The organism is Ruegeria sp. AF7 (assembly GCF_056541885.1).
In genome coordinates this window covers 142,966-166,586 of record NZ_JBQFYX010000002.1, presented here as the reverse complement: position 1 = coordinate 166,586, position 23,621 = coordinate 142,966, and the positions used below count along the sequence as shown (strand labels likewise).

General features: G+C 58.6%; 21 protein-coding genes and 1 tRNA gene. 12 read left to right on the top strand and 10 right to left on the bottom strand.

Annotation, left to right across the window (positions count from 1 at the left end; translation table 11 throughout):
- Positions 1 to 141 precede the first annotated feature (141 nt).
- A tRNA-Trp gene (locus ACR0AP_RS06305) sits at positions 142 to 217 on the bottom strand.
- Positions 218 to 358: 141 nt separating this feature from the next.
- On the opposite strand from ACR0AP_RS06305, the gene ACR0AP_RS06300 reads away from it, so the two are divergent.
- Positions 359 to 1,063 (top strand): lysophospholipid acyltransferase family protein, encoded by a 705-nt coding sequence (locus tag ACR0AP_RS06300; RefSeq protein ID WP_480506017.1) that lies wholly within the window; start codon positions 359 to 361, stop codon positions 1,061 to 1,063.
- Here ACR0AP_RS06300 and ACR0AP_RS06295 read toward each other — a convergent pair.
- The 5 genes from ACR0AP_RS06295 to ACR0AP_RS06275 form a co-directional block, all read right to left on the bottom strand.
- Entirely contained in the window at positions 1,060 to 1,305 is a 246-nt protein-coding gene (locus ACR0AP_RS06295; RefSeq protein WP_170346142.1) for a MoaD/ThiS family protein, read from the bottom strand. The genes ACR0AP_RS06300 and ACR0AP_RS06295 overlap by 4 nt on opposite strands.
- Entirely contained in the window at positions 1,298 to 3,553 is a 2,256-nt protein-coding gene (locus ACR0AP_RS06290; protein WP_267364884.1) for a xanthine dehydrogenase family protein molybdopterin-binding subunit, read from the bottom strand. Before ACR0AP_RS06290 ends, ACR0AP_RS06295 begins: the two co-directional genes overlap by 8 nt.
- Complete coding sequence (locus ACR0AP_RS06285) at positions 3,553 to 4,032, bottom strand: (2Fe-2S)-binding protein (RefSeq protein WP_209597982.1); 480 nt, start codon at positions 4,030 to 4,032, stop codon at positions 3,553 to 3,555. Before ACR0AP_RS06285 ends, ACR0AP_RS06290 begins: the two co-directional genes overlap by 1 nt.
- Positions 4,029 to 4,895: an FAD binding domain-containing protein gene (locus ACR0AP_RS06280; RefSeq protein ID WP_480506015.1), complete on the bottom strand. Its 867-nt coding sequence runs from the start codon at positions 4,893 to 4,895 to the stop codon at positions 4,029 to 4,031. The genes ACR0AP_RS06285 and ACR0AP_RS06280 overlap by 4 nt, the downstream gene beginning before the upstream one ends.
- A 125-nt stretch (positions 4,896 to 5,020) precedes the next feature.
- On the bottom strand, positions 5,021 to 8,233 hold the full coding sequence (locus ACR0AP_RS06275) for a 2Fe-2S iron-sulfur cluster-binding protein (protein WP_480506013.1): 3,213 nt from the start codon (positions 8,231 to 8,233) through the stop codon (positions 5,021 to 5,023).
- A gap of 75 nt (positions 8,234 to 8,308) precedes the next feature.
- On the opposite strand from ACR0AP_RS06275, the gene ACR0AP_RS06270 reads away from it, so the two are divergent.
- A complete protein-coding gene (locus ACR0AP_RS06270; protein WP_480506010.1) occupies positions 8,309 to 9,211 on the top strand; it encodes a LysR family transcriptional regulator in 903 nt (300 codons plus the stop codon).
- 131 nt (positions 9,212 to 9,342) lie between these two features.
- Positions 9,343 to 10,044, top strand: coding sequence for an SDR family oxidoreductase (locus ACR0AP_RS06265; RefSeq protein WP_480506008.1), 702 nt, complete (start codon positions 9,343 to 9,345; stop codon positions 10,042 to 10,044).
- 2 nt (positions 10,045 to 10,046) lie between these two features.
- On the opposite strand, the gene ACR0AP_RS06260 is transcribed toward ACR0AP_RS06265, so the two are convergent.
- From ACR0AP_RS06260 to ACR0AP_RS06250, 3 genes are all read right to left on the bottom strand, one after another.
- Positions 10,047 to 11,318, bottom strand: a complete 1,272-nt coding sequence (locus ACR0AP_RS06260) for an NAD(P)/FAD-dependent oxidoreductase (protein ID WP_480506007.1) — start codon at positions 11,316 to 11,318, stop codon at positions 10,047 to 10,049.
- 176 nt (positions 11,319 to 11,494) lie between these two features.
- On the bottom strand, positions 11,495 to 12,652 hold the full coding sequence (locus ACR0AP_RS06255; RefSeq protein WP_480506005.1) for an acyl-CoA dehydrogenase family protein: 1,158 nt from the start codon (positions 12,650 to 12,652) through the stop codon (positions 11,495 to 11,497).
- Positions 12,653 to 12,794: 142 nt separating this feature from the next.
- On the bottom strand, positions 12,795 to 13,358 hold the full coding sequence (locus tag ACR0AP_RS06250) for a TetR/AcrR family transcriptional regulator (protein WP_480506003.1): 564 nt from the start codon (positions 13,356 to 13,358) through the stop codon (positions 12,795 to 12,797).
- A gap of 303 nt (positions 13,359 to 13,661) precedes the next feature.
- Here ACR0AP_RS06250 and ACR0AP_RS06245 point away from each other — a divergent pair, with 303 nt between their 5' ends.
- Together ACR0AP_RS06245 and ACR0AP_RS06240 are read left to right on the top strand one after the other, a co-directional pair.
- The gene (locus ACR0AP_RS06245) at positions 13,662 to 14,126 is read left to right on the top strand and encodes a nuclear transport factor 2 family protein (RefSeq protein ID WP_209597988.1); all 465 of its coding nucleotides are present in this window, start codon (positions 13,662 to 13,664) and stop codon (positions 14,124 to 14,126) included.
- An 11-nt stretch (positions 14,127 to 14,137) separates the two neighbouring features.
- Complete coding sequence (locus ACR0AP_RS06240; protein WP_480506377.1) at positions 14,138 to 14,758, top strand: pyridoxamine 5'-phosphate oxidase family protein; 621 nt, start codon at positions 14,138 to 14,140, stop codon at positions 14,756 to 14,758.
- 220 nt (positions 14,759 to 14,978) lie between these two features.
- Here ACR0AP_RS06240 and ACR0AP_RS06235 read toward each other — a convergent pair whose 3' ends face one another.
- Positions 14,979 to 15,641, bottom strand: a complete 663-nt coding sequence (locus tag ACR0AP_RS06235) for a TetR/AcrR family transcriptional regulator (protein ID WP_480506001.1) — start codon at positions 15,639 to 15,641, stop codon at positions 14,979 to 14,981.
- A gap of 65 nt (positions 15,642 to 15,706) precedes the next feature.
- Here ACR0AP_RS06235 and ACR0AP_RS06230 point away from each other — a divergent pair, with 65 nt between their 5' ends.
- The 7 genes from ACR0AP_RS06230 (at position 15,707) to ACR0AP_RS06200 (ending at position 23,520) form a co-directional block, all read left to right on the top strand.
- Positions 15,707 to 17,023, top strand: coding sequence for a flavin-containing monooxygenase (locus ACR0AP_RS06230; protein WP_480505999.1), 1,317 nt, complete (start codon positions 15,707 to 15,709; stop codon positions 17,021 to 17,023).
- Positions 17,020 to 17,922, top strand: a complete 903-nt coding sequence (locus ACR0AP_RS06225; RefSeq protein ID WP_480505997.1) for a bile acid:sodium symporter family protein — start codon at positions 17,020 to 17,022, stop codon at positions 17,920 to 17,922. The genes ACR0AP_RS06230 and ACR0AP_RS06225 overlap by 4 nt, the downstream gene beginning before the upstream one ends.
- Positions 17,859 to 18,851: an SDR family oxidoreductase gene (locus tag ACR0AP_RS06220; protein WP_480505995.1), complete on the top strand. Its 993-nt coding sequence runs from the start codon at positions 17,859 to 17,861 to the stop codon at positions 18,849 to 18,851. Before ACR0AP_RS06225 ends, ACR0AP_RS06220 begins: the two co-directional genes overlap by 64 nt.
- A complete protein-coding gene (locus ACR0AP_RS06215; protein WP_480505993.1) occupies positions 18,848 to 19,612 on the top strand; it encodes an SDR family NAD(P)-dependent oxidoreductase in 765 nt (254 codons plus the stop codon). Before ACR0AP_RS06220 ends, ACR0AP_RS06215 begins: the two co-directional genes overlap by 4 nt.
- Before the next feature lie 79 nt (positions 19,613 to 19,691).
- Positions 19,692 to 22,160, top strand: a complete 2,469-nt coding sequence (locus tag ACR0AP_RS06210; RefSeq protein ID WP_480505991.1) for a heavy metal translocating P-type ATPase — start codon at positions 19,692 to 19,694, stop codon at positions 22,158 to 22,160.
- The gene (cueR, locus tag ACR0AP_RS06205) at positions 22,157 to 22,546 is read left to right on the top strand and encodes a Cu(I)-responsive transcriptional regulator (protein WP_209504709.1); all 390 of its coding nucleotides are present in this window, start codon (positions 22,157 to 22,159) and stop codon (positions 22,544 to 22,546) included. The genes ACR0AP_RS06210 and cueR overlap by 4 nt, the downstream gene beginning before the upstream one ends.
- Positions 22,547 to 22,605: 59 nt before the next feature.
- Positions 22,606 to 23,520 carry an NAD(P)-dependent oxidoreductase gene (locus ACR0AP_RS06200; RefSeq protein ID WP_480506376.1) on the top strand — a complete coding sequence of 305 codons (915 nt, stop codon included), beginning with the start codon at positions 22,606 to 22,608 and terminating at the stop codon, positions 23,518 to 23,520.
- The last annotated feature ends 101 nt before the right edge of the window (positions 23,521 to 23,621 follow it).

Genomic DNA, 23,621 nt, shown 5'->3' with positions numbered 1-23,621 from the left:
TCATTGTAGCAGTGTTGTCGAAGCCAATGCTGCGACTAGTATTGATCCAAGCGCGAAATAGCTGAAGACAGGTATAGCGAACTCAAAGGCTGAAACCCGTTCATCCTTGGAAATCACAACTTAGTATTCGGACAATTTCAATGGCAGGGGCAGCAGGGTTCGAACCCGCGACCTACGGTTTTGGAGACCGTCGCTCTACCAACTGAGCTATACCCCTGTAGTGAGCCCCAGATATGCCAGCCGCGCGGCGGACTCAAGAGGCTTTTTCAGATTCCGATCCACGAAATGTCCGGACAAACAAGTTGCGCAAAATGCGTGGTGCGCTAAGACAAGGACCGGTTAGCAGAAGGAACCCGGCGTGAACCTCCGTAAGAAGATTGCAGACAGCGAAGCTGTGCTAAACTGGGTGGCGCGTCGGATTGCAAATTATATTCGGCTGGTACACCGCAACACACGTTGGCAGCGCATCGGCTATGAAGAACTGGACCAGTTGGCCGAACAGGGTGAGCCGGTCATCGTTGTTCTCTGGCATCAACGGCTGGTGCAGTCGCCTTATTTTTTCCCGCTGGACAAGGGGCGCATCTGTTCGATTACATCTTCTGCGCGGGCTGGCAGCATGGTGGGTCGCGTGCAAAAGTTGTTTGGAATGGACACCATTGCCATGGCCAGCAAGGCACGCCATGTCGCCCTGTCGCGACAGGTATTAGGCAAAATGAAACAGGGGATATCCATTGGCATAGCGGCGGACGGCCCCCGTGGGCCAGAGCGGGTTTTGTCGACGGTTCCTCTGGTTTGGGCGCGAACATCGGGTAAACGTGTTTTTGGTATTACCTTTTCGGCGAAACATGGGCGCGAAGCAGGAACATGGGATCATCTTTTGATGCCCCGGCCATGGGGTAACGAGGGGGTATTTCTGTGCCGGGAATGGACAGAAACAGTTCCTCGGAAAGCCAGCGAAGACGAAATAGAAACGCTGCGTTTGAGTCTCGAACAACACATGAACGATATCACGGCCGAGGCAGACCGAATGGTCGGGCGCGAGCCTTGGTCGCCTGACGCTTAACCGCCCCTCAGCCTTTGCATCAAATAGACTTCACTGCCTTCGGGAATCGGTTCGGTCAGCCCGGTCGCGATCACGCGCCCGTCGACAGCGATAGATACGCCAGCGTCGATGGGTGCTTGAAGCTGCGGATGCGCACGCACGAGCGCACGCAGCAACTCTCCGGTGGTTTTGGCCTCGACCTCAACCACCTGTTGGCCCCCGGTCAGTGACCGGAGGCCGGACCAGAGGTGAACCTCAACCATTGTCCTTGAGAGCGGCCAGAATACGTGGCGGCGACATCGGCAACCGCTTCATCCGCACTCCAGCCGCGTTGGACACAGCGTTGGCAATGGCGGCCAGTGGCGGCACGATACCCGTCTCACCCACACCGCGGACGCCAAACGGGTGGCCCGGATTCGGAACCTCGACGATCACGGTGTCGATCATCGGCAAGTCGCTGGCCACCGGGATGCGGTAGTCGAGAAAGATCGAGTTCTGCAAGCGACCGTCTTCACCGTAGATATATTCCTCGTTCAGGGCCCAGCCGATACCCTGCGCGGCACCGCCCTGATACTGGCCTTCGACATAGGTCGGATGGATCGCCTTGCCCGCGTCCTGAATGACCGTGTAGCGGGTCACACTGGTCTTACCGGTTTCCGGGTCAACCTCGGCATCCACGATGTGGGTGCCAAAGGACACGCCAGCACCTTCGGGGGTTGCCTCGAAATGACCCGAGATCGGACCACCGGTGCGGCCCATATCGGCGGTGATATCGGCCAGCGGCATCGGATCGAAATCGCCTGCATTCGGGCCTGAGGGCACCGCACAGCCGTTTTCCCATTTCACCGCATCAACCGGGATGCCCCATTTGGCCGCGGCCCGTTCGCACAGTTTCTCGACCGCGTGTCTCGCAGCCTTGATTGTCGCCAGCCCTGACGCGTAGGTCACGCGAGAGCCATGGCTTACATCATTGTAGCCCAGTGTAGCCGTATCGGCGATGGTCACCCGGATGTTTTCATACGGGATGCCCAGAACCTCGGCCGCCATCAGGGCCATCGACGCGCGCGAGCCACCGATATCAGGCGTTCCGACCATCACCTGAGCCGAGCCATCCTCGGATAAGGCAAGCGAAACGCTGGTCTCGCCACCATGGTTAAACCAGAAGCCACAGGAAATACCGCGCCCCTGCCCCGGCTTCAGCGGAGCCGAATAATGAGGATGTGCCTTGGCTGCTTCCAGCGTTTCGACAAGACCGATGCGCTCGTAGGTCGGTCCATAGCTGGCTTTCGTGCCCTCATGCGCGGCGTTCTTCAGGCGCACCTCAACAGGGTCGAGACCCAGCTTGTTGCACAACTCGTCAATCACGGACTCGACTGCAAAGGCGCCCATTGGTGCACCCGGCGCGCGGTACGCTGCCTGCTTTGGGCGGTTGGCCATCACGTCATAGCCGATCTGCTTGACGTTGGTCAGGTTGTAGGGTGCGAAGGCACACATGGCTGTCATGTCGCCCGGCGCGCCGGGAAAGGCCCCGCCCTGCAAGCGGAAAACACCCTGAGCCGCCGAGATCGTGCCGTCTTTCTTCATGCCGATCTTGACGTCCATCGAGGCAGACGAAGTCGGACCAGTGGCCCGGAACACTTCGGACCGGGTCATCACAAGCTTGACCGGGCGATTGGCCTTACGGCTGAGCGCTAGTGCGACGGGTTCGATGAAAACGGTTGTCTTACCGCCAAACCCTCCGCCAATCTCGGACGCAGTGACGCGCAACTGCGAAGTTTCAATTCCCAGAAGCGCGGCACAGGTTTTCTGCGCAATCCAATGCCCTTGTGTCGTGCACCACAACTCACCTTTGCCGTCATTACCCAATATGGCCAGACAGGCGTGCGGTTCGATATAACCCTGATGCGTCGCTTCGGTGACGAAACTGTCTTCAATGACCAGATCCGCTTCGGCAAATCCGGCCTCGACATCGCCGTGACCACTTTCATGATAGCGGACAACGTTCGGGTGCATTCCTTCCGGCACGGAATAATCCGCTGCCCCTTCGCGGATCACAGGCGCATCCGGTGCCATCGCCTTATCCACATCGGTGACGTGGGGCAGAACTTCGTATTCGACCTCGATCAGCTTGAGCGCGTCACGCGCCGCCAATGCCGAAGTCGCAGCGACCGCTGCAACCGCGTGCCCGTCATATAGCGCTTTCTCACCGGCCATAACGTTTTCCAGAACGTTGTAGAATTCACCTTCCAGACCGGGCTTGAACGGCACTTCAGCAAAGTCGGCACGCGTCACAACAGCTTTGACATCCTTGTGCGCCTCGGCTTTCGACGTGTCGATTTTCACGATCCGCGCATGAGCATGAGGTGAGCGCAGGATCGCGCCATGCAACATTCCCGGGGCGTAGGCATCCGCTCCGAATTTGGCGCGGCCGGTCACCTTGTCCAGACCGTCGGGACGGTTGGGGCGGGTGCCGACAAAAGTGAAGTCTGATTTACGATCGTCTAGAGCCATTACGACGCCTCCCGCATCTCAGCCGCCGTATCCATCACGGCGCGAATGATCTTGTCATACCCAGTACAGCGGCAGAGGTTGCCTGCCAGCCAATACCGCGTCTCTTCCTCGGTCGGGTTCGGGTTTTTCTCCAGCAAAGACTTGGCCGCCACCAGAATGCCCGGCGTGCAGATGCCGCATTGCAGGGCAGCGTATTCGATCATCTTCTTTTGCAGCGGATGCAGAATATCACCGTCGGCAATGCCTTCGACCGTTTCGATCTGCTTACCTTCGGCCTCGACACCCAGCATCAGACATGAACAGACCAGACGGCCATCAACGGTGACCGAGCACGCGCCGCAATCGCCGGTGCCACAGCCCTCTTTCGCGCCTGTCAGGTTCAGCTTGTCGCGCAGACAATCCAGCAGGGTTTCACGCGGATCACACAGGTATTCGACCGCATCGCCATTCACGGTGGTGGTTACGTGGAGCTTTTTCATGCGTTTTCTCCCTTCGCGCGGGCATAGGCAATTTTCGCGGCGCGCTTTGCCAGAACGCCTGCGACCTCGGTACGGAACGCGATCGTGCCGCGCTTGTCGTCAATCGGGTTACAGGCGGCAGAGGCGGCGGCGGCCAGCGCATCCAGGGCCGCATCATCCAGCGCGCTGCCGATAATGGCCTTGGCACAGTCTTCGACCAGCAGAACGGTCGGGGCCACGGCGCCCAGTGATACGCGGGCCTCGGTGATGGTGTCGCCGTCAAGACGCAGGTTCACACCAACGCCAACCACAGCGATGTCCATTTCGGTGCGGGGGATGAACCGCAGATAGGCATCGCCGCCGTTTTCGCCACGTGCAGGGATATTGACCGCCGAGATCAGCTCACCTTTGGCCAGCGAGGTTTTGCCGGGGCCGGTCGGAATATCCTCGACCGCGACTTCGCGAGTGCCGTCCGGGCCGGTCACGGTAACAGTCACACCAGCTGCGACCATGGCGGGCACGGAATCAGCCGCAGGTGAGCCGTTACACAGGTTACCGGTCGGTGTTGCGCGCCCCTGCACCTGGGTTGATCCGATCAGGTCCATCGCCTCGACCACACCGGGCCAGTCACGACCCAACTCGGGATGCTCGCTCATTTCGGCACCGGTTGCGGCAATTCCCAACGTCCAGCTGCGATCCGCATTGCGGGTGATGTCGTGTACACCGTTGATTTTCTTGATGTCGATCAGCGTATCAGGCGTCACCAACTCCGAGCGCAGCTGCACCAATACGTCGGTGCCGCCCGCCAGAAAGCGCGTGATGCCCGTCGCATTTGCGGCCAGAGCCGAAGCCTCGGCAAAGCTGGCGGGGCTGTGATAATCCATAATGCTACCTCGCACCTGTTGGTCAGGGATATCTGGGTTCGGGGCGACGTTAATTCACCACCCACCTGACGTCCATGGGCCGAGCGACCAAATTTCACCGTCCAAAGGTCGCTTTCTGACCATGCTTACAGATCGAGCTCGATCACACCATCCGGCTCCGCAGCGCGGCTTTGGCACAGAATCATGGCCCCTTGGCGCTGCTTTTTGGACAGCACGAAATCCCGATGCTCGACCTCGCCCGAAAGGACGCCACATTTGCACACACCACAGATACCATCGGCGCATTTCACATCCACGTGAAAACCCGCTTCGTTCAGAACCTGCGCGGCATCCTTGTCTGCGGGAACCGGCAGCGTCTTCCCTGAATGCGCGAGTTTCAGGGTAAATGGATGATTTTCGTATTCCGGGGTTTCCGGGACCGAGAAATATTCAAGATGTCGCGCCTCTTCGGGGAAACCCTGATGTTCTGCGGCCTGCATGACCCCATCCATGTACCGATCAGGCCCGCACGTATAGACGTGCCATCCCTGCTGATACCCCGACAGGATTGCATCCAGATCAGCACGCGTGCCTTCATCCGAGAAATGGTAGTGGACGCGGTTCGCCCAGGGCATCCCCGCCAGATCATCCAGATACCCCGCCCCACCCCGCGTGCTGGCCGAGTAGTGCAACTCGAAATCCATGCCCAATGAATGCAGGCGATGAGCAAATGCGATCATCGGAGTGATTCCGATACCTCCCCCCATCAAAAAGGTTTTGGACGCCTTTTCGTTCAGTTCGAAATGGTTGATGGGTTTCGAGATGAAAACTTTGCGCCCTTCGTTGAAAATTCGGTGCAGCAAAGCCGAGCCACCCCGCCCTTCATCCTCGCGCAGAACACCGATCTGATAAGACCCCCGTTCCGACGGGTCGCCAGACATGGAGTATTGGCGCAGGAACTCTGGCGCGACAAGCACATCCAGATGCGCACCTGCGGACCATTCAGGAAGCGGCGCACCGTCAAGGGAGGAAAACTCATACTTGGTGACATCCGAGGTCATCTTGTCGACCTTGGTCACAGCGACCCGCATCACCGGCGCGTCACCTGCGACCTGATAGCGATGAATGATCGACATATCCCCCGCAGCTTTACGCGCCTTGTACTCTTCGGCTGTCACCAAAGCCTCATAGGCGGCAATTCCTGCCTCGCGATCCATTGCAAACGGATAGGGCCAGGGGTGCGGGGCCAGATAGGCGGGGTAGACCGCCAATGTCTGATCCTCGTATCTAAGGTCCAGTTCCTTTTGCAGATCGCGCCGGTTCAATGGGTGTGTAGTTGGCCGATACGCCCCGTCGGGCTGCAACTCGATATCCCACCACCATTTCTTGGTGTCGTTCAAACCACCATTGCCAACCGCATCATCCAGCTTGGCCAATACCGGTGCCGCCGAGGGGATGTTCATCGCAGCCCAGCGAAATGGGCGCTCCTTGAAGATACCCTCTAGGTTCCAGGGGCAGGTCTTCATGCACCGCCCGCACATCGCGCCGCCCGGAGTGGTCACGCGATAGGTCGCGCATTTCTGGCTGTCGGATTTCCAGATTTCATAGCCGTTGAACATCAGCTTTGGCCCAGCCGTGATCGCGCCCGATGGGCATTCGCGCGCGCATTTGTTGCAAGATTCGCAAAAGCTTTGCAGACCGAAATCAATGGGCCTGTCATGCGTGATCGGCATGTCCGTGGTCACCACGCCTGATTTCAGGCGCGGTCCCAGATAAGGGTTCAGGATCACTTCGCCGATCCGGCTGACCTCGCCCAGACCGGACAGCAACAAAAGCGGAGGTTGCAGAACCTCGCCATCCATCACCGTGTGCGCCTTGGCCTTGTAGCCCAGATTGCGGATCTGCTGTGCAATCACGCCACCCAGCAAAGAAAACCTTAGATAGGCACGCATCGATTGGGCGACGCTGATCCAGTCATCACCGCTGGCACCCTCCATCGTCTCATATCCCTGATCGATGATCATGCTGACGGCCTGATCATGGGGCGGCACGATTTCTTCGCCTGTCGCGTCATGGGAATACCAGGCCCATTCTGGGCACCGGCTGAGACCCACCGCATCGACCCCAAGAAAATAGGTCGCAGCCTTGATGTTTGCTGCGTTGCGTTGCGCGTCAGATGGCTTGGTCGCGTCAGCACTTTCACCGTCCTGCAACAGTACAAACGCACCCAAAGCACGGCGTTGGGCAAAGCTGGGCGCGGCCTTGCGCACGTAGTACCCGCCTTTCGCGGCGTCCTGCAATGGCTTCCCCATGTCGCCGAACTGGGCGCGGGCGAACATGTCGGCGCGCTTGGGAACGCGGGCAACGTTCTCTTCGTCGATATAGGTTGTCGGGGCCTCGACCCGTTTGAGCTTTTCGAAGGGATGGGCCCCGTCCACATAGCGTCGTTTGGCGTATGTATCACGGTTGAGGGCGTTCTTGGCAAACCCCGTTCCCAACCACCATGCTGGCCCCTGCGTCTGAAACCAAGGCTGATCGGCCATAGGCTTCAGCGGTTTTTCATGGGCGATCGGCATGTCAGTCGTCACAGCGGCCAAACCAAAGCGCTTGCCCAGCCAGGGCACGACGACCGCTCCATCTTCGACCGAAGCCAACCCGGCGGCCACCGCCAGCTTACCCAAATCCACGTCGGTCGACATCAGGCTGTGCGCCCGCGCGTCAAAGCCCAAAAGGCGGATGTAATTGGCAATGACCACCGCGTTCTCGGTCGCCAGCAGACAGGCACGATGATCCTGCGCGCCGACAATCCAATCAGCGCCGGGTTCGGACGGGTCGGGATTGCGGTTGTGTTCGTAAAGAAAGACGATGCTGTGCCGATGGCTGTCGATCGGCTTGGGCGCGGCCTCCATACTGTCTTTCAGATCAGCCATGATGACGTCGATCCCGGATGCCAGCGTTTTGGTCTGACGTGTGCGCAACGCGTGGGCAAGCCGGTCGATATCGGGATTGCGGCGGGCCTCGGGCAACAGGGCGTCAGATGGCAGCGGTCCGCACCCCAGCATCGACGCATCGTTGAAATAGCCGAACGCTTTAATGTGGTTGGCCCGGTCCTGCGGATTCGATGGAACCTCGGATGCAACCGGGTTCACCATTCCGTCACGGATGGCGTCCATCATCGCCTGAAACTCACGCATCGCATTGACGATGCTGTCAGGGTGTTCCGGTCGGTGGAAACTCAGCTCGGCCATAGGGGGCACAAGCGACAGGTCCGGCATGTCATCTTGCCGGGCCAAACGCTCCAGCGGGTAGCCGCCCATATGAACGGGCCGGTTTCTGTCCGAGAAAAAGCGGATCCCCATCGCATATCTCCTGTTGATGTCCGTCCCGTACCCCGCCATGGACAGCAAATCCATTCATGACTAGTCATAAATAGCATGAGCAAATTCGATTTCATTGACCTCGACGGCAAGGTTCTACGCACTTTTTTGACGATACTCGAGGAAAGCTCGGTCTCGAAAGCCGCAGATCGGCTGGGGGTTACGCAATCTGCGATCAGCCATACACTGGCTAAACTGCGGCTGGTGCTGGGCGATCCGTTGTTTGTCCGGTCCGGTCAGGGCCTGACCCCGACCGAGCGCGCCTTGTCCCTGAAGGAGCCCGCGCAAAAGGTGCTGGACGGAATGCGGGCGCTGACCGACGGCCGACCGTTCGACCCGTTGTCGGAACAGATCTACATCCGCATCGCCACCAATGACATGCCACGAGAACTGATCTTTCCACAGCTGCTGCGTGACACCCGCGCCGAAGGCGTGCGCCTGCGGTTGGAATTCATCCCATCGGGTGTGCCCGACCCCGAATTGTTGCGCAGCGACCGGTGCCAGTTGATGCTGACCCCGCTGCCGCCCGACGGACCGGATATTTTCCAGAAAAGACTGATCGAAAGCCCGCTGATGGTGTTCTACGACGCCACGCAACGCACGCCCCCGGACAGTTGGGAAGACTATTGCCACACCGACCATGTCGAGGTGCGATTTGCCGATGGCCGAAACGCTCGCGCCGTCTTGCGTGGCGTCGATCAAAGCCAGATCAGGCCAGCGGTGGTGACCCTGCCGCATTTCAACGCGATCCCGGCCTTTGTGCAGGGCAGCGACCTGATCTCGACAGATACGGCGCTGATGAAACAGGGGCCGTTGGCCGTGCTTGATTGCGCACCTTTACCCTTCGCCTGTCCCCCTGTGTCCATCTACATGGTCTGGCATCAAAGATCGGCCAATGACCCCGCTCACCGCTGGTTACGCGGCCGGTTAGAAGCCATCGCAGCGTCCCTTCAGACCTGAGATAGCGGTCAGCTACGCATGACCGGGGCCAGGTTTGGCTGCGGGGCGCGGTCACGAGTATTCAACAAAACTAATTGGTCAAACCGCAATTCATTCGCCATCCTGAAACCAAATCAAAACGGAGATCTCAGATGGAGAAAGTAGCACTAATAACAGCAGGCGGCAGCGGCATGGGCGCGGATTCCGCTCGGCGGCTGGCCGCCGACGGTTTCAAGGTCGGGATACTGTCATCCTCGGGCAAGGGCGAAGCGTTGGCGCATGAGTTGGGAGGCGTCGGTGTAACCGGCTCGAACCAGTCTACGGTGGATCTGCAAAAGCTTGTTGATGCGGCCATGGCTCATTGGGGGCGCATTGACGTCCTGGTCAATTCCGCCGGCCACGGCCCCCGTGCCCCGATCCTTGAATTGACGGACGAGGATTGGCACACCGGCATGGACGTCTACTTTATGAATGCGGTCCGCCCCACGCGGCTTGTGACACCGATCATGCAGGCGCAGGGCGGTGGATCGATCATCAATATCTCGACCTTCGCCGCGTTCGAACCTGACCCGGTCTTTCCGACCTCGGGCGTGTTTCGCGCCGGGCTGGCCGCCTTCACCAAACTGTTCTCGGACAAATACGCAGCTGAAAACATCCGCATGAACAACATCCTGCCCGGTTTCATTGACAGCCTGCCCGAAAAAGAAGAATTCCGCGCGCGCATTCCCATGGGACGTTATGGGCGCAGTTATGATGAGGTCGCCTCGGTCGTGGCCCTGCTGGCATCCAAAGGCGGTGGCTACATCACCGGACAGAATATCCGGGTTGATGGTGGCATCACCCGCTCGGTCTGAATTCAGATCCGCGCCTTTATCAGATGCGTCAGCGCCGCGCCGGATTCAAAAAAGGCGCGGCGCACGCGCGTCCAGCTTTCGCGATGCTCATGCACCGCAGGAACGGGCAAAAGCGAAAGCTCACCTGCAAGAAGACTTTTGGCCATCATTCGACCGAACACCGTGCCGGGGCCAATACCACGGCCGGAATATCCGTGCGCGGCCAGAGCGTTGGGGCCAATCTGCGTGATTTTCGGGATATGGTCCGAGGTCATGGCAATCCGCCCGTGCCAACCCTGTTCAAACGGCTGATCGGCAAGCTGAGGATAAAGCTCAGCCAGTTTGCGTCGGACCCATCCGGTATGCGCGCTGCGGCCTGCATTCCCCAGATCGCCCATGCCGCCAATGATCATCCGCCCCGCCTGATCCAGCCGGAAGGACGTCATGATCAGCCCTGTATCCCAGCAACCTTCTGCCTGCGGCAGGATGCTGGCGCGCAGATTATGCGACAGCGGGGCCGTAGCGTATTGAAAATAATAAACGGGAACATAGGCGGGCGCAGTATCTGGCAATCCAAGGTGATAGGCGTTGGTTGCCTGAATGACGAACTTGGCCCTTACAGTCCCTCCCGGTGTGGTCAACACCCATTGTCCACCTTCGTGCCGAAGGGTCTGCACTGGACTTTGTTCATGTATCTGCACCCCGGCCTGAGACGCGGCACGCGCCAATCCCATGACATAAGCCAAGGGTTGTATGGTTCCTGCGCGAGGGTCGAACAACGCCCCATGGAAAGCATCGCTACCGGTCCGGTCACGGGCCTGATCCGCCGACAGCAGCTCTACCGGCGCGCCAGACCCGCTTAGCTGCGCGTGGCGCGTTTGCAGGTTCTTCAGCCCCGAGGCGGAATGCGCGCAATGCAGGGTTCCGTTGCGAATGGGTTCGCATGTGATGCCGTGTTCTTCGATCAGGGAAAATACGTCCGACGGTGCCTTGCCCAGCAGATCGATCAGGCGATCGCCAGCCTCTGCACCGATATGCGCGCGGATGTCATCCGGTGGCAGCCACAGCCCGGCATTGACCAGACCGACATTGCGCCCCGACCCGCCAAACCCGATCTTCTGCGCTTCCAGCAAACAGACCGAAGCGCCGGACCGGGCTGCCGTCAAGGCAGCTGAACACCCGGTATATCCGCCACCTATGATAGCCAGATCAACGGTTGTATCACTACCCAGCGGCAGAGCTATGACTGCTTCGGTACATGTAGTCCGCCACAGGGCTTGTTCGGGATCGTTCACGTCAGACCTCTGAGTCTTTTCGGCGGATCATCATACCGCTGCACGTCCTTTGCAAGTGGGCAACTGCGGTCGGGTCAGCAACGAAAAAACCCCGCAAGCACGGGCCTGCGAGGTCCAACAGAAGCGAACATTCCGTCAGGAATGATGACATCCGGCAAGAGGCTGCCCGGATACCTTCAGACGTCGAGCGACCGTGCAATCACCTCTTTCATGACCTCGTTCGTGCCGCCGTAAATCATCTGCACGCGCGCGTCTGCGTAGAGGCGGGCAATTGGATACTCCATCATAAAACCGTAACCGCCGAACAGCTGCAGGCATTCGTGCATGATTTCGTTCTGCACCTCTGACCCCCAGTACTTGGCCATCGAGGCGGTTGCCGCGTCCAGTTCGCCTGCCTCCAGCTTGCCGATACAGTCATTGACGAAACTGCGCAGCACCTCGGCCTTGGTCTTGCATTCTGCAAGCTTGAAACGTGTGTTCTGGAAATCCATTACCCGCTGACCGAACGCTTTGCGCTCCTGCACGTACTTTACCGTTTCGGCAATGGCAAAATCGATCGAACCCAGCGCCATGATCGCGATATTCAGCCGTTCCCATGGCAGTTGCTTCATCAGCTGATAAAACCCATGACCTTCCTCAGCCCCCAGCAGGTTCGTCATCGGAACTTTGACATCTTCGAAAAACAGCTCGGCCGTGTCGTTGCCCTTCATCCCCAGTTTCTTGAGGTTGCGCCCCCTGCGAAACCCCTCGGCCCCTTCGGTTTCGACCACGATCAATGACACACCCCGCGCGCCCTCGGACTTGTCAGTCTTGGCGGCCACGATGATCAGATCCGCCGTCTGGCCATTCGTGATGAAGATTTTCGAGCCATTCAGCCGGTAGGAGTTTCCGTCCTTCTCGGCCGTTGTGCGCACAGCCTGAACATCCGAGCCGGTGCTGGGTTCCGTCATGGCAAGTGCGCCGACCATCTCACCCGAAGCCAGTTTGGGCAGCCATTTCCGTTTCTGATCTTCGCTGCCATAGGCGGTAAGATAGTGGGTCACGATCGACTGAATACCATAGCCCCAGCCAGCGTCGCCCCGTGCACCCTGTTCGTACGCGGTGATGGCGTCAAAGCCCATACCGCCGCCGACGCCGCCATATTCTTCGGGGATTGCACCAGCCATCAGGCCGGTTTCACCAGCCTTGCGCCAGAAGTCGCGATCAACGGCCCCGTTTTCAACCCAGGCTTCGATATTCGGTGACAGTTCATCATCCATGAATCGGCCAGCCATATCCGCAAACATGCGGTGTTCGTCAGTGATCCATGCCGCGGTCGAAGTGAAAAGTGACATCAAAGGCTCTCCAATCTGTCTTTCGCGAAAGCCTAGCGTTCAGCCCGATTCCCGCCAATCCACGTGACGTGGCGTTCCGACTTCGAACAACGCAACGTTTCTTTGCTAGGTAACTTTAAGAACCTGCTTGTTTTAAAGGAAATTAACTCAGCGCCAATGCCAGCAAATGCTGTGCCGCATCTCTGGCGTCTTCCGCAGGATCACAATTCTTGAGCAAAACCGCAGACACAATTGCCCCTTCCTGCAACAACACGATCTGGCTCGCGAGTTTCTGAGGATCACGCGCACCAGCCTGTTCGGCGACGGACGTGAAATGCTCCAGCAACAGCTGTTTATGTTCGGCTGCCTGCACATGGATCGGATGGTCTGTTTCCTGATATTCTGCCCCGGCCTTGATGAACATGCAGCCCCGGAACCCATCTTCCTCGAACCATTCCTTCAAGGCATCAAAACTGACGATGAGTTGCTCGGCCGGTGTATCCGACATCTCGTCAATGCGCTGAAAGAACCACTCGCGAAAATTCTCATCCCGCAGACGCAGAGCGGCTACAATCAGGTCTTCTTTAGTGCGGAAATGTTTGTACATCGACGTTTTCGAAACGCCCGTTTCCGCCACCAGCTTATCCATGCCGGTCGCGTGAAACCCGTCGCGGTAAAAAACCTTCAGGGCTTTGCTGACAAGTTCATCCCGTTTGTTTGGACGCATGATTCGGCTCCATGGTGTACCGTTCTGTACATATTGCCCCGAAACATGAAGTACAACCGGCCTCACACAAAGCATTGTTTTCATTAGAACTCACGACTCGCCCTGAACCGCGCGAAAAATTTTCTGCTTTCCCCCTTGCAAAAGTTAACAGATCGGTACACTTTATTGCAAAGTTAACCGATCAGTACACCAGAGGATTTGACCGATGAAACGTCGCGCCAGCATTTTCCCCCCTCAGTACGTTCCATTTCTTCTGACACTGGCCATTCTTGCCGCTTCTCTGACCTGAAAGCCCCCTGCACCATGTCTCGACCCCCTCTTCCCCCGTTCACGTTGGAAACTGCCACGCAAAAAGTGCGCATGGCAGAGAATGCCTGGAACAGCCGCGATCCCGACCGCGTCACCCCCGCATACACAGATGACAGTCAGTGGAGAAACCGGGCGGAATTTCTGTCAGGGCATGACGAAATTCACGCCTTCCTAAGCCGTAAATGGCACAAGGAACTGGAGTATCGGCTGATCAAGGAACTCTGGGCCTTTACCGGTAATCGCATCGCAGTGCGTTACGCTTACGAGTGGCACGACGATAGCGGTCAGTGGTTCCGGTCATATGGCAACGAGAATTGGGAGTTTGCCGAAGACGGACGCATGTCGCATCGGCATGCCTCGCTGAACGATCACCCCATAGCCGAAAGCGACCGCTTGTTCCATTGGCCATTGGGTGAACGCCCCGATGACCATCTCGGGCTTTCTGATCTGGGTCTTTGAAAGGACTTACCGTGCCGCGTGCGTTTTCCGAACTGACCTTCACCCCTGCCGTCCGCGCCCATCAGGAGCGGATGGGATCGGCAAAAACCTATGCTAAATTCATTGAAGATGGCCCGCAACAGGGCCATCTGATCGGCGAGCCGGAAAAACAGTTCATTCAGGCGCGCGACGGGTTTTATCAATCCTCGGTGTCTGAAACAGGCTGGCCTTATGTGCAGTATCGCGGCGGGCCGGTCGGGTTTCTGAAAGTACTGGGGCCGCAAACCATCGGATATGCCGATTTTTCGGGTAACAAACAGTATATCTCGCGCGGGAATCTGGACGGCAACGATCGGGTCGCGATGATCCTGATGGATTACGCCAATCAACGCCGTTTAAAGATCCTGGGGCGTGTCGAATTCACGGAGGGTCAAGCCGCCGCTGCCAGCTTGCATCCAGAAGAGGCCGAAGCCCCTGCAGAGCGGGCGGTGATCATACGTGTTGAGGCGCTTGACTGGAACTGCCCGCGCCACATCACGCCGCGTTTCACCGAAGCCGAACTGCGACCGCATCTGAACAGTTTGGGCCAGCAACTCGCGCAGTTGCAGGCTGAAAATGAAAGGCTGAAACAAGAGCTGTCAAAGCTCTCGTGACGCGTAAGACACCACAGATTTTATTGAGTATAAACAGGGAATAAGCCAATGGTTCGTTCGGTCTTTCAGCTTTCTGCGGCGTGCCTTGCCGGAGCGGCCCTGATCCTTATGATCATGATGTTCGGTTTTTTTGTCTCACCCAGCGCCGTCCGAACGTCACCACCTTCTGTGTTCAGCACCATCCTGTTCAACCATTTGCAGCAATAGCAATGCCGCGCGTTCAACCACGACTGGTCTGAACCATCGCTTCGATACCGGCTGCACAAAAATCGATCAGGCGTTCCGCCTCCGACACTCCGCCGCCTTGCGACAGGGCCCCGACCCGCCAGCCACTGTTGAGATGCGCCAGCATTGCCGAAACTGAATAGACCTGGCCGCTGGCCAGCAGCGCAGGGTCAACATCCGGATAAAGCGCAGCGATTTCGTCGATAAAAAGCCGGGCGGTCGGGTCGAAACACTCAGCCGCGATATCGCGCCAGCGGGGATCGACCGAGACATGCGCCACGAGGCGCCCATACGCCATCCATCCCGAACCGCCTGTTTCTGCCAGTTCCACATAAGGCCGGATAAAACTGTCCAGAATGCTGCGCAATGTTAGCGGGCCTGCTTTTCTTGCTTTGGCCAGCGCATCGGTTCTGATTTGTGCCAGCTTGCCCGCACGACGTTCGATCGCTCGAAAAAACAGCTCCTCCTTGCTGCCGCCGTGGTGATGAACAAGGCCAACCTGAACGCCTGCAAGCGCAGCGATATCGCGGATTGACGCGCCTTCGAATCCGCGTTCGGCAAAGACGGATTCGGCCGCATTCATGATCCGCGCTTTGGTTTCCAAAGACCGCTTGGACGGTGCCCTTTGTCTTGGTTTTTCTACGTTTTTCAGCGTCATGAAATTCATCTTGCCTTATTTTGGACGATCGTTCAATTTAAACCTCACGAACTTTGGGAGGGTTCATGACAGAAACGCGCGACGCATTCGCCCTGATCGGGGCGGGGCCAATGGGTTTGGCCGCGGCCAAGGTGCTGAAAGAACAGGGGATCGCATTTCAGGGGTTTGAATTGCATTCGGATGTGGGCGGTCTGTGGGACATCGATGCCCCAAGATCAACTATGTACGAGTCGGCGCACCTGATCTCGTCCAAGCGCATGACCGAATTTGCGGATTTCCCCATGGATGACGCGGTTGCCGAGTACCCCTCGCACCGGGCGATGCGTGACTATTTCCGCGCATTTGCAGATCGTTTTGAGTTGCGTGATAATTTCAGGTTCAACGTGGAAGTCACTCATGTCGCTCCGCTGGGTATTCCGGGTGACGGTTGGCGCGTGAGCTGGCGGGATGAGGATGGCGACCATCAGGCCACGTATGCTGGCGTACTCATTGCCAACGGCACCCTGTCGGAACCGAATGTACCCAGCTTTCCGGGTACGTTTGACGGCGAGTTGATCCATGCCTCGCAATATCGGTACCCAAGCCAATTCGACGGCAAGCGTGTGCTGGTCGTGGGCGCAGGCAATTCCGGCTGTGACATCGCAGTCGACGCCATCCATCACGCGAAACGCTGCGATCTGTCGATGCGGCGCGGGTATTATTTCGTTCCGAAATACGTCTTTGGCAAACCCGCTGACACAATGGGCGGAAAGATCCGTCTGCCGATGTGGCTGAAGCGTAAGGTCGACAGCCTGATCCTTGGCTGGTTTGTCGGCGATCCACAGAAATACGGCTTTCCCAAACCGGATTACAAGCTGTACGAAAGCCACCCCGTAGTGAATTCACTGGTTCTGTATCACGCAGGTCATGGCGATCTGAGCATTCGCCCGGATATCGACCGGCTGGAAGGCCGCACCGTGCATTTCAAGGACGGCTCCTGCGACGACTATGACATGATCCTCGCCGCGACCGGATACAAACTGCACTACCCGTTTATCGACAAGGACCTGCTGAACTGGCAGGGCGACGCCCCGCATCTGTATCTGAACACGATACATCCCGAACGGGACGATCTGTTCGTGCTGGGCATGGTCGAGGCCACGGGCCTGGGCTGGCAGGGAAGGCACGAGCAGGCCGAGATGGTGGCGCGCTACATCAAAGGGCTTCGACACGGCTGCCCCGTGGCAGCCGATCTGCACGCAGAAAAGCAAAAAGACTATGCGCGCGCCACCGGAGGCATGAACTATATCGACCTGCCCCGCATGGCCTATTACGTGGACAAGAATACCTACAGAAAGGCTGTCACCGGCTGGATCGACCGGCTGCGGAAGGCAGCCGCATGAGTGGTATTGACCAGATCACACTGAATTTCAGTCCGGCGTCTCTGACGCTGTTGAATGCTATTCTGGCAATCGTGATGTTCTCGATTGCCATCGACCTTACGCCTCGGGATTTTGACCGTTTAAGGCGCGCACCCAAACCAGTGGTTGTCGGATTGTTTTCACAACTCGTCGTCCTGCCTGCGCTGACCTTTGTGATGGTGTGGATTACCACACCGCAACCGTCAATTGCGCTTGGCCTGATCCTTGTCGCGGCCTGCCCAGGGGGCAATATCTCGAACTTCATCACCCACCGCGCGGGCGGGAATGCAGCGCTTTCGGTGTCGATGACAGCCTTCGCCACCATCTGTGCGATCTTCATGACACCTTTCAATATTGCGCTTTGGGGTGGGCTTTACCCTCCGACCCGCGCAATCCTGCAACAGACCCAGATCGACCCAATGCAGATCGCAATCCTGGTCGGTCTGATGCTGATCCTGCCGCTGGTTCTGGGAATTACGCTGAATCAACGCCTCCCCGCCTTGACGGCACGTTTACGCGCACCGCTGCAACTTCTGTCGATGGGTATTTTTGCTGGGTTTATCGTACTTGCTCTGGCTGCCAACTGGGGGTTTTTCCTTGGGTTTGCCGGGGCTGTTGCCGGGCTTGTGATCCTTCACAACGCCCTGGCGCTGGGGGGCGGTTGGGTTGTGGCCACTCTGACCCGGCTGTCCCCCTTTGATCGCCGCGCCATCACCATTGAGACCGGCATTCAAAACTCCGGACTTGGGCTCGTCCTGATCTTTGCATTCTTCAACGGTCTTGGCGGCATGGCCGTGGTCGCTGCATTCTGGGGAGTATGGCACGCTATTTCGGGCCTGGCTTTGGCTTCGGTCATGGCACGAACCGAGGCCGCGCGATGACCCGCATCCTGATTACCGGCGCTGCCGGGATGGTCGGGCAAGCGCTGTTGCCCGCATTTGTTGGGCACGAGGTCTTTGCAACCGATCTGAAACGCCCGGTTAACCTGCCGGAAGACGCCTCATTTTTGTCCATGGATGTTACAACCGACGCTCCTGCACGTGTGATTGCCAAGGTGAATCCGGATGTGATTGTGCATTTGGCTTCTGTCGTAACGCCGCCGCCGAAGATGGGGCGCGCGACAGCCTATGCTGTCGATGTCGAAGGCACGCGAAATGTGGTGAATGCCGCCATCGCAAACGGGGTGCGCAGACTGGTCGTTACGTCTTCCGGTGCCGCTTATGGCTATCATGCAGACAGTCCTGTGCCGTTGCGCGAAGACGACCCATTGCGCGGCAACCCCGAGTTTCCCTATTCAGATCACAAGCGTCAGGTCGAAGAGATTTTGGCCGAAGCCCGCAGTGCCGCCCCGGATCTTGAGCAGGTTGTTTTGCGCGTTGGAACGGTTCTGGGGGCTGGAACCGAAAACCAGATCACCGCCCTGTTTCGCAAACCCCGTTTGCTGGCGGTGTCCGGCAGCGAAAGCCCGTTTGTCTTTATCTGGACCCAGGATCTGGCACGCATCCTTCAGCGCGCAGCAACCGACGGGCCAGCCGGGATTTACAACGTCGCCGGTGACGGCACGATGGGTGTGAACGACTTGGCGCGCGCCATGGGAAAACCGGTTCTGCGTCTGCCCGCATGGGTGCTGAAAGCGGCCTTGGTCGTGGCGCGCCCACTGGGTTTATCTCGCTATGGGCCGGAACAGGTAAGGTTCCTTCAATATCGGCCAGTTCTGGATAATTCTGCCCTGAAATCTGAATTCGGCTATGTGCCCGAAAAGTCCAGCGCCGAGGTTTTTGCGCTCTGGCAACGGCAGGCCGGGTTATGAAGACCGCGGTCATCTCTGGCGGTGCGGGCGGTTTGGGACAAGCTTTGAGCCGTGCACTGCAAGCCCATGGGTGGCGGGTGGTGCTGTTGGACCTTGATGTGTCCGATCTGCAAACAGAACCGAACCAACTGCCAATTGCCTGTGATCTGACTGACCCCGAACAGCTTGCCAACGCAGCACAAAGGGCGATCACGTCAAGCGACAGTATTGATCTGGTCATCTACAACGCCGGGGTTACTCAAATTCGCGGGTTTGATCAGGCTGACACGGCCAGTCACCGTGCACTGTTTGATATCAACTATTTTGCAGCCGTTGAAATGGCCCGCGTATTCTTGCAGCCTCTCCGCGCGTCAAAGGGAACGCATCTGGCTATCTCGTCGGTGGCTGGTTTCGCTCCGCTCTGCCATCGCACGGCTTATGCTGCCTCGAAACACGCGCTTGAGGGTTTTTTCAAATCGCTTCGATCCGAAGAAAAGCCACATGGCGTTCAGGTTCAGATTGCAGCGCCGTCTTTTGTGGCCACCAACCCCGGCAACGCAATGGAGCAACCCGATGGAACCGCGCGCCCCGGATCGGCCAAGGACGGAATGGACGAAATGAGCCCCGAGAGTGCCGCCATGGCGATCCTGCGCGGACTGGACAAATCGCAGCCCATGATCCCGGTCGGTCGCGTTGCATACATATCGTGGTGGCTCAACCGACTGTCACCACGCCTGTATCAGCGCTTAATGGAGCGTAACATGCGCGGGCCCGGGTCGTAGAATTTCGCCGCGACCCCCTTGACCTTCCCGTCACTGGAACCCCCATCTGGAGGGCAGAAAACCACTTGGGATGAGTCGCATGGCGCAAGAAGCACTGACAGAACTGAAAATCACCGGCATGGGATGCGCATCCTGTGTGGGCCATGTCGAGGCTGCACTGCGTGATGTGTCTGGTGTTGATGCGGCCTCGGTCAATTTCGCGACCAAAACGGCGCAGGTGGCATTTGACGGGCCGGTCTCGGCACTGACAGCGGCGCTGGATGCAGCTGGCTATCCGGCTGAAACAAGTCATGCAGATCTGAGCATCGAGGGCATGAACTGCGCATCCTGCGTTGGCAAGATCGAGCGCGCGTTGGCATCCACCGCTGGCGTGATCGAAGCACAGGTCAATCTGGCAACTCGGACGGCCACGGTAACTTATGCTATAGCGGCAACTACACCCGAGGCGCTGGCTCAGGTTGTTACCGAAATTGGATACCCCGCGCGTATCCAAGGCGTTGCGGAACCAGAAAGCCGGGAAGACGATGAAATTCAGCGGCTGGTCCGTTCCACAATACTGGCAGCGGCACTAGCCCTGCCCGTATTCATTCTTGAGATGGGCGGGCACATGATCCCCGCCTTCCACCATTGGATACAGGCGACCATTGGAACGCAGACGAGCCATTTGATTCAGTTTGCCCTGACCTCGGCTTTGCTGATCGGACCGGGCCGTGTGTTTTACCGCAAAGGTATCCCGTCGCTGTTGCAAGGCACGCCGGACATGAACGCGTTGGTAGCGCTTGGGACCGGCGCGGCTTATCTGTATTCGGTCACGGCCACATTCGCGCCCGGCCTGCTGCCGCAAGGTACCGCCAATGTCTATTTCGAAGCGGCCGCGGTGATCGTGGTTCTGATCCTGCTCGGCCGGTTGATGGAGGCGCGCGCCAAAGGCAAAACAGGAGCTGCGATCCGAAAACTGGTGGGTTTGCAACCAAAAACCGCGCGGGTCGAACTGGATGGACAGATACAGGACCGGCCAATCGCCGAAATTGTTGTCGGAGATATCCTGCACATCCGCCCCGGCGAGCGTGTACCGGTGGATGCCGAAGTGCTTGAAGGCACCTCTTACGTCGATGAAAGCATGATCACGGGCGAACCAGTGCCTGTTGGCAAGTCGGCAGGCGCGCCTGTTGTCGGCGGCACCGTGAATGGCACCGGCGCTTTACGGGTAAGCGCCACCCGCGTCGGCGGCGACACGGCTCTGGCACAGATCATTCGTATGGTGCAGCAGGCGCAGGGCGCGAAGCTGCCGATCCAGGGTCTGGTGGATCGGATTACCTATCGCTTTGTTCCTGCGGTCATCGCAGTTGCAGTGATCACCGTCGCGCTCTGGTTGATCTTCGGCCCCAGCCCGGCCCTTCCTCTGGCGCTTGTCGCGGGTGTTTCAGTTCTGATCATCGCCTGCCCCTGCGCAATGGGGTTGGCGACCCCAACCTCGATCATGGTGGGCACCGGGCGGGCGGCAGAACTCGGGGTTTTGTTCCGCAAGGGTGATGCGTTGCAACAGCTTCAGCAGGCGCGCGTCATCGCGTTGGACAAGACCGGAACCCTGACGCTGGGACGCCCCGAACTGGACAGCGTGACAACGGCGAAGGGGTTTGACCGGGAGGAGGTTTTGCGACTGGCCGCAGCCCTTGAGGCACGGTCGGAACACCCGATCGCATCCGCCATCACCCGCGCGGGCCCCTCGACACTGCCAGAGGCATCGGATGTCCGTTCGCTTACCGGGCTCGGCCTGCAAGGGTTGGTCGAAGGCCGCGACGTATTGATCGGGTCGCACCGACTGATGCAGCAGCGTGGGATTACGCTTGGAGCCCTGGCGGACGAGGCCGAAGCCCGTGCCGCCCAAGGGGCAACCCCTCTGTTCGTCGCTCTGGATGGGCAGGCGGCGGCCACGTTGTCCGTTTCCGACCCGATCAAGCCCGGCACAGTGGAGGGGCTGGAACGGTTGCACCAGATGGGTTTGACCGTGGCCATGATCACCGGTGACAACGCGCGCACGGCGCAGGCTCTGGCCGACCGGCTGGGGATTGATCATGTCACTGCCGAGGTACTTCCCGATGGCAAGGTCGACGCAATCACGGCCTTGCGGGACCGGTTCGGAGTGCTGGCCTTTGTCGGTGACGGGATCAACGACGCCCCCGCTCTGGCGGCGGCTGATATCGGCATCGCCATCGGAACCGGCACGGATGTAGCCATCGAAACAGCCGACGTTGTCCTCATGTCTGGTGATCTGCGTGGCGTCGCAAATGCGACCGAGATCAGTCGCCGGACAATGAAGAATATTCGCCAGAATTTGGGCTGGGCCTTTGGATACAATGTCCTTCTGATACCGGTGGCTGCCGGTGCGCTGTACCCGTTTGGCGGCTATCTGCTGTCCCCTGCACTGGCAGCTGGCGCAATGGCACTGTCGAGCGTTTTTGTGGTCTCAAACGCGCTGCGCCTGCGCCGTATTCGCGCCAGCGTGCCGGAAACATCAGGCAAGGCCACCAAAGAGGTGCACGCATGAACATCGGAGATGTTTCCGCCCGCACCGGCCTGCCCGCCAAGACGATCCGGTATTATGAGGACATCAACCTGATCAAACCGATGCGCGACGACAATGGCTATCGCCGGTTTCGCGACCAGGACGTACATAAGCTGAATTTTCTGGGCCGCGCCCGGGCGCTTGGGTTCACCATCGAGGATTGCCGGACCCTGCTGGCGCTCTACGAAGATGAAACCCGTGCCAGTGCCGACGTGAAACAAGTTGCACGCGACCATCTTGTTCAGATCGAAACCAAGATTGCAGACCTGAACGCCATGCGCGATACGCTAAGCCACCTGATCGACGCCTGCGCCGGGGACGACCGGCCCGATTGCCCAATCCTGCGGGATCTGGGTGGGAAAGGCTGACTTGGGGTTGCCCTTTGGGCGCAGCTTTGCTTTGTCTTCGCCAGAGATTTTGGTCAGGCCTGTTTCGCGGAAGCCGACCGAACAGCGGAGAGGATCACAAAATGGCAAAAGTCGCGTTCCTTGGCCTTGGTGTCATGGGCTATCCCATGGCCGGACATCTGCAAGCCGCAGGCCATGACGTCACCGTTTACAACCGCACGACCACCAAGGCCGAAGCCTGGGTCGCGCAGCATGGCGGCGCAATGGCGACCACTCCGAAAGGCGCCGTCAAGGGTGCTGAGTTTGTCATGGCCTGCGTCGGCAATGACGACGACCTTCGCGCGGTTTGCACCGGAGAGGATGGCGCGTTTCAGGGCATGTCCGACGGGGCCATTTTTGTCGACCACACGACAGTTTCAGCAAAGGTCACACGCGAACTCTACGCTGCTGGCCAATCTCAGGGTATCGCTTTTTTGGACGCCCCTGTTTCGGGTGGTCAGGCAGGTGCTGAAAACGGCGTTCTCTCGATAATGTGTGGCGGTGATCAGGCAGCTTATGATGCGGCTGAGCCGGTGATGAATGTCTATTCCAAGATCTGCCGTCGACTCGGAGTCAGCGGCGCGGGCCAGATGACCAAGATGTGCAACCAGATCGCGATTGCCGGTCTGGTTCAGGGTCTCAGCGAAGCCTTGCACTTTGCCGAAAAAGCGGGCTTGGAAGGGAAGGCCGTTGTTGAGGTGATCAGCCAGGGTGCGGCTGGCAGCTGGCAGATGTCAAACCGGTATGAAACCATGCTGAATGATCAATTCGAACATGGCTTTGCTGTCGACTGGATGCGCAAGGATCTGGGGATTTGTCTGGATACCGCCAATGAGACCGGTGCGTCTCTGCCGGTGACCGCTCTGGTCGATCAGTTCTACAAGGACGTGCAGAAACTGGGCGGCGGGCGATGGGATACCTCATCGCTGTTCAAACGTTTGCGTGCCTTGGATTGAGGGGTGGGGGGGGGGCTGTCTGCCCCCTCTTGTCCCTTTGGGCCAATTCACCCCCGAGGATATCTTCGGCCAGATGAAGAGGATCCCGGATGAGCGGGACG

What these genes read in the sequence shown, in the direction of transcription:
- ACR0AP_RS06295 (WP_170346142.1), bottom strand. Translation starts at nt 1,305, where the DNA reads ATGGTTGAGGTTCACCTCTGGTCCGGCCTCCGGTCACTGACCGGGGGC.
- ACR0AP_RS06290 (WP_267364884.1), bottom strand. Translation starts at nt 3,553, where the DNA reads ATGGCTCTAGACGATCGTAAATCAGACTTCACTTTTGTCGGCACCCGC.
- ACR0AP_RS06285 (WP_209597982.1), bottom strand. Translation starts at nt 4,032, where the DNA reads ATGAAAAAGCTCCACGTAACCACCACCGTGAATGGCGATGCGGTCGAA.
- ACR0AP_RS06280 (WP_480506015.1), bottom strand. Translation starts at nt 4,895, where the DNA reads ATGGATTATCACAGCCCCGCCAGCTTTGCCGAGGCTTCGGCTCTGGCC.
- ACR0AP_RS06275 (WP_480506013.1), bottom strand. Translation starts at nt 8,233, where the DNA reads ATGGGGATCCGCTTTTTCTCGGACAGAAACCGGCCCGTTCATATGGGC.
- ACR0AP_RS06270 (WP_480506010.1), top strand. Translation starts at nt 8,309, where the DNA reads ATGAGCAAATTCGATTTCATTGACCTCGACGGCAAGGTTCTACGCACT.
- ACR0AP_RS06265 (WP_480506008.1), top strand. Translation starts at nt 9,343, where the DNA reads ATGGAGAAAGTAGCACTAATAACAGCAGGCGGCAGCGGCATGGGCGCG.
- ACR0AP_RS06255 (WP_480506005.1), bottom strand. Translation starts at nt 12,652, where the DNA reads ATGTCACTTTTCACTTCGACCGCGGCATGGATCACTGACGAACACCGC.
- ACR0AP_RS06250 (WP_480506003.1), bottom strand. Translation starts at nt 13,358, where the DNA reads ATGCGTCCAAACAAACGGGATGAACTTGTCAGCAAAGCCCTGAAGGTT.
- ACR0AP_RS06245 (WP_209597988.1), top strand. Translation starts at nt 13,662, where the DNA reads ATGTCTCGACCCCCTCTTCCCCCGTTCACGTTGGAAACTGCCACGCAA.
- ACR0AP_RS06235 (WP_480506001.1), bottom strand. Translation starts at nt 15,641, where the DNA reads ATGACGCTGAAAAACGTAGAAAAACCAAGACAAAGGGCACCGTCCAAG.
- ACR0AP_RS06230 (WP_480505999.1), top strand. Translation starts at nt 15,707, where the DNA reads ATGACAGAAACGCGCGACGCATTCGCCCTGATCGGGGCGGGGCCAATG.
- ACR0AP_RS06225 (WP_480505997.1), top strand. Translation starts at nt 17,020, where the DNA reads ATGAGTGGTATTGACCAGATCACACTGAATTTCAGTCCGGCGTCTCTG.
- ACR0AP_RS06220 (WP_480505995.1), top strand. Translation starts at nt 17,859, where the DNA reads ATGGCACGCTATTTCGGGCCTGGCTTTGGCTTCGGTCATGGCACGAAC.
- ACR0AP_RS06215 (WP_480505993.1), top strand. Translation starts at nt 18,848, where the DNA reads ATGAAGACCGCGGTCATCTCTGGCGGTGCGGGCGGTTTGGGACAAGCT.
- ACR0AP_RS06210 (WP_480505991.1), top strand. Translation starts at nt 19,692, where the DNA reads ATGGCGCAAGAAGCACTGACAGAACTGAAAATCACCGGCATGGGATGC.
- cueR (WP_209504709.1), top strand. Translation starts at nt 22,157, where the DNA reads ATGAACATCGGAGATGTTTCCGCCCGCACCGGCCTGCCCGCCAAGACG.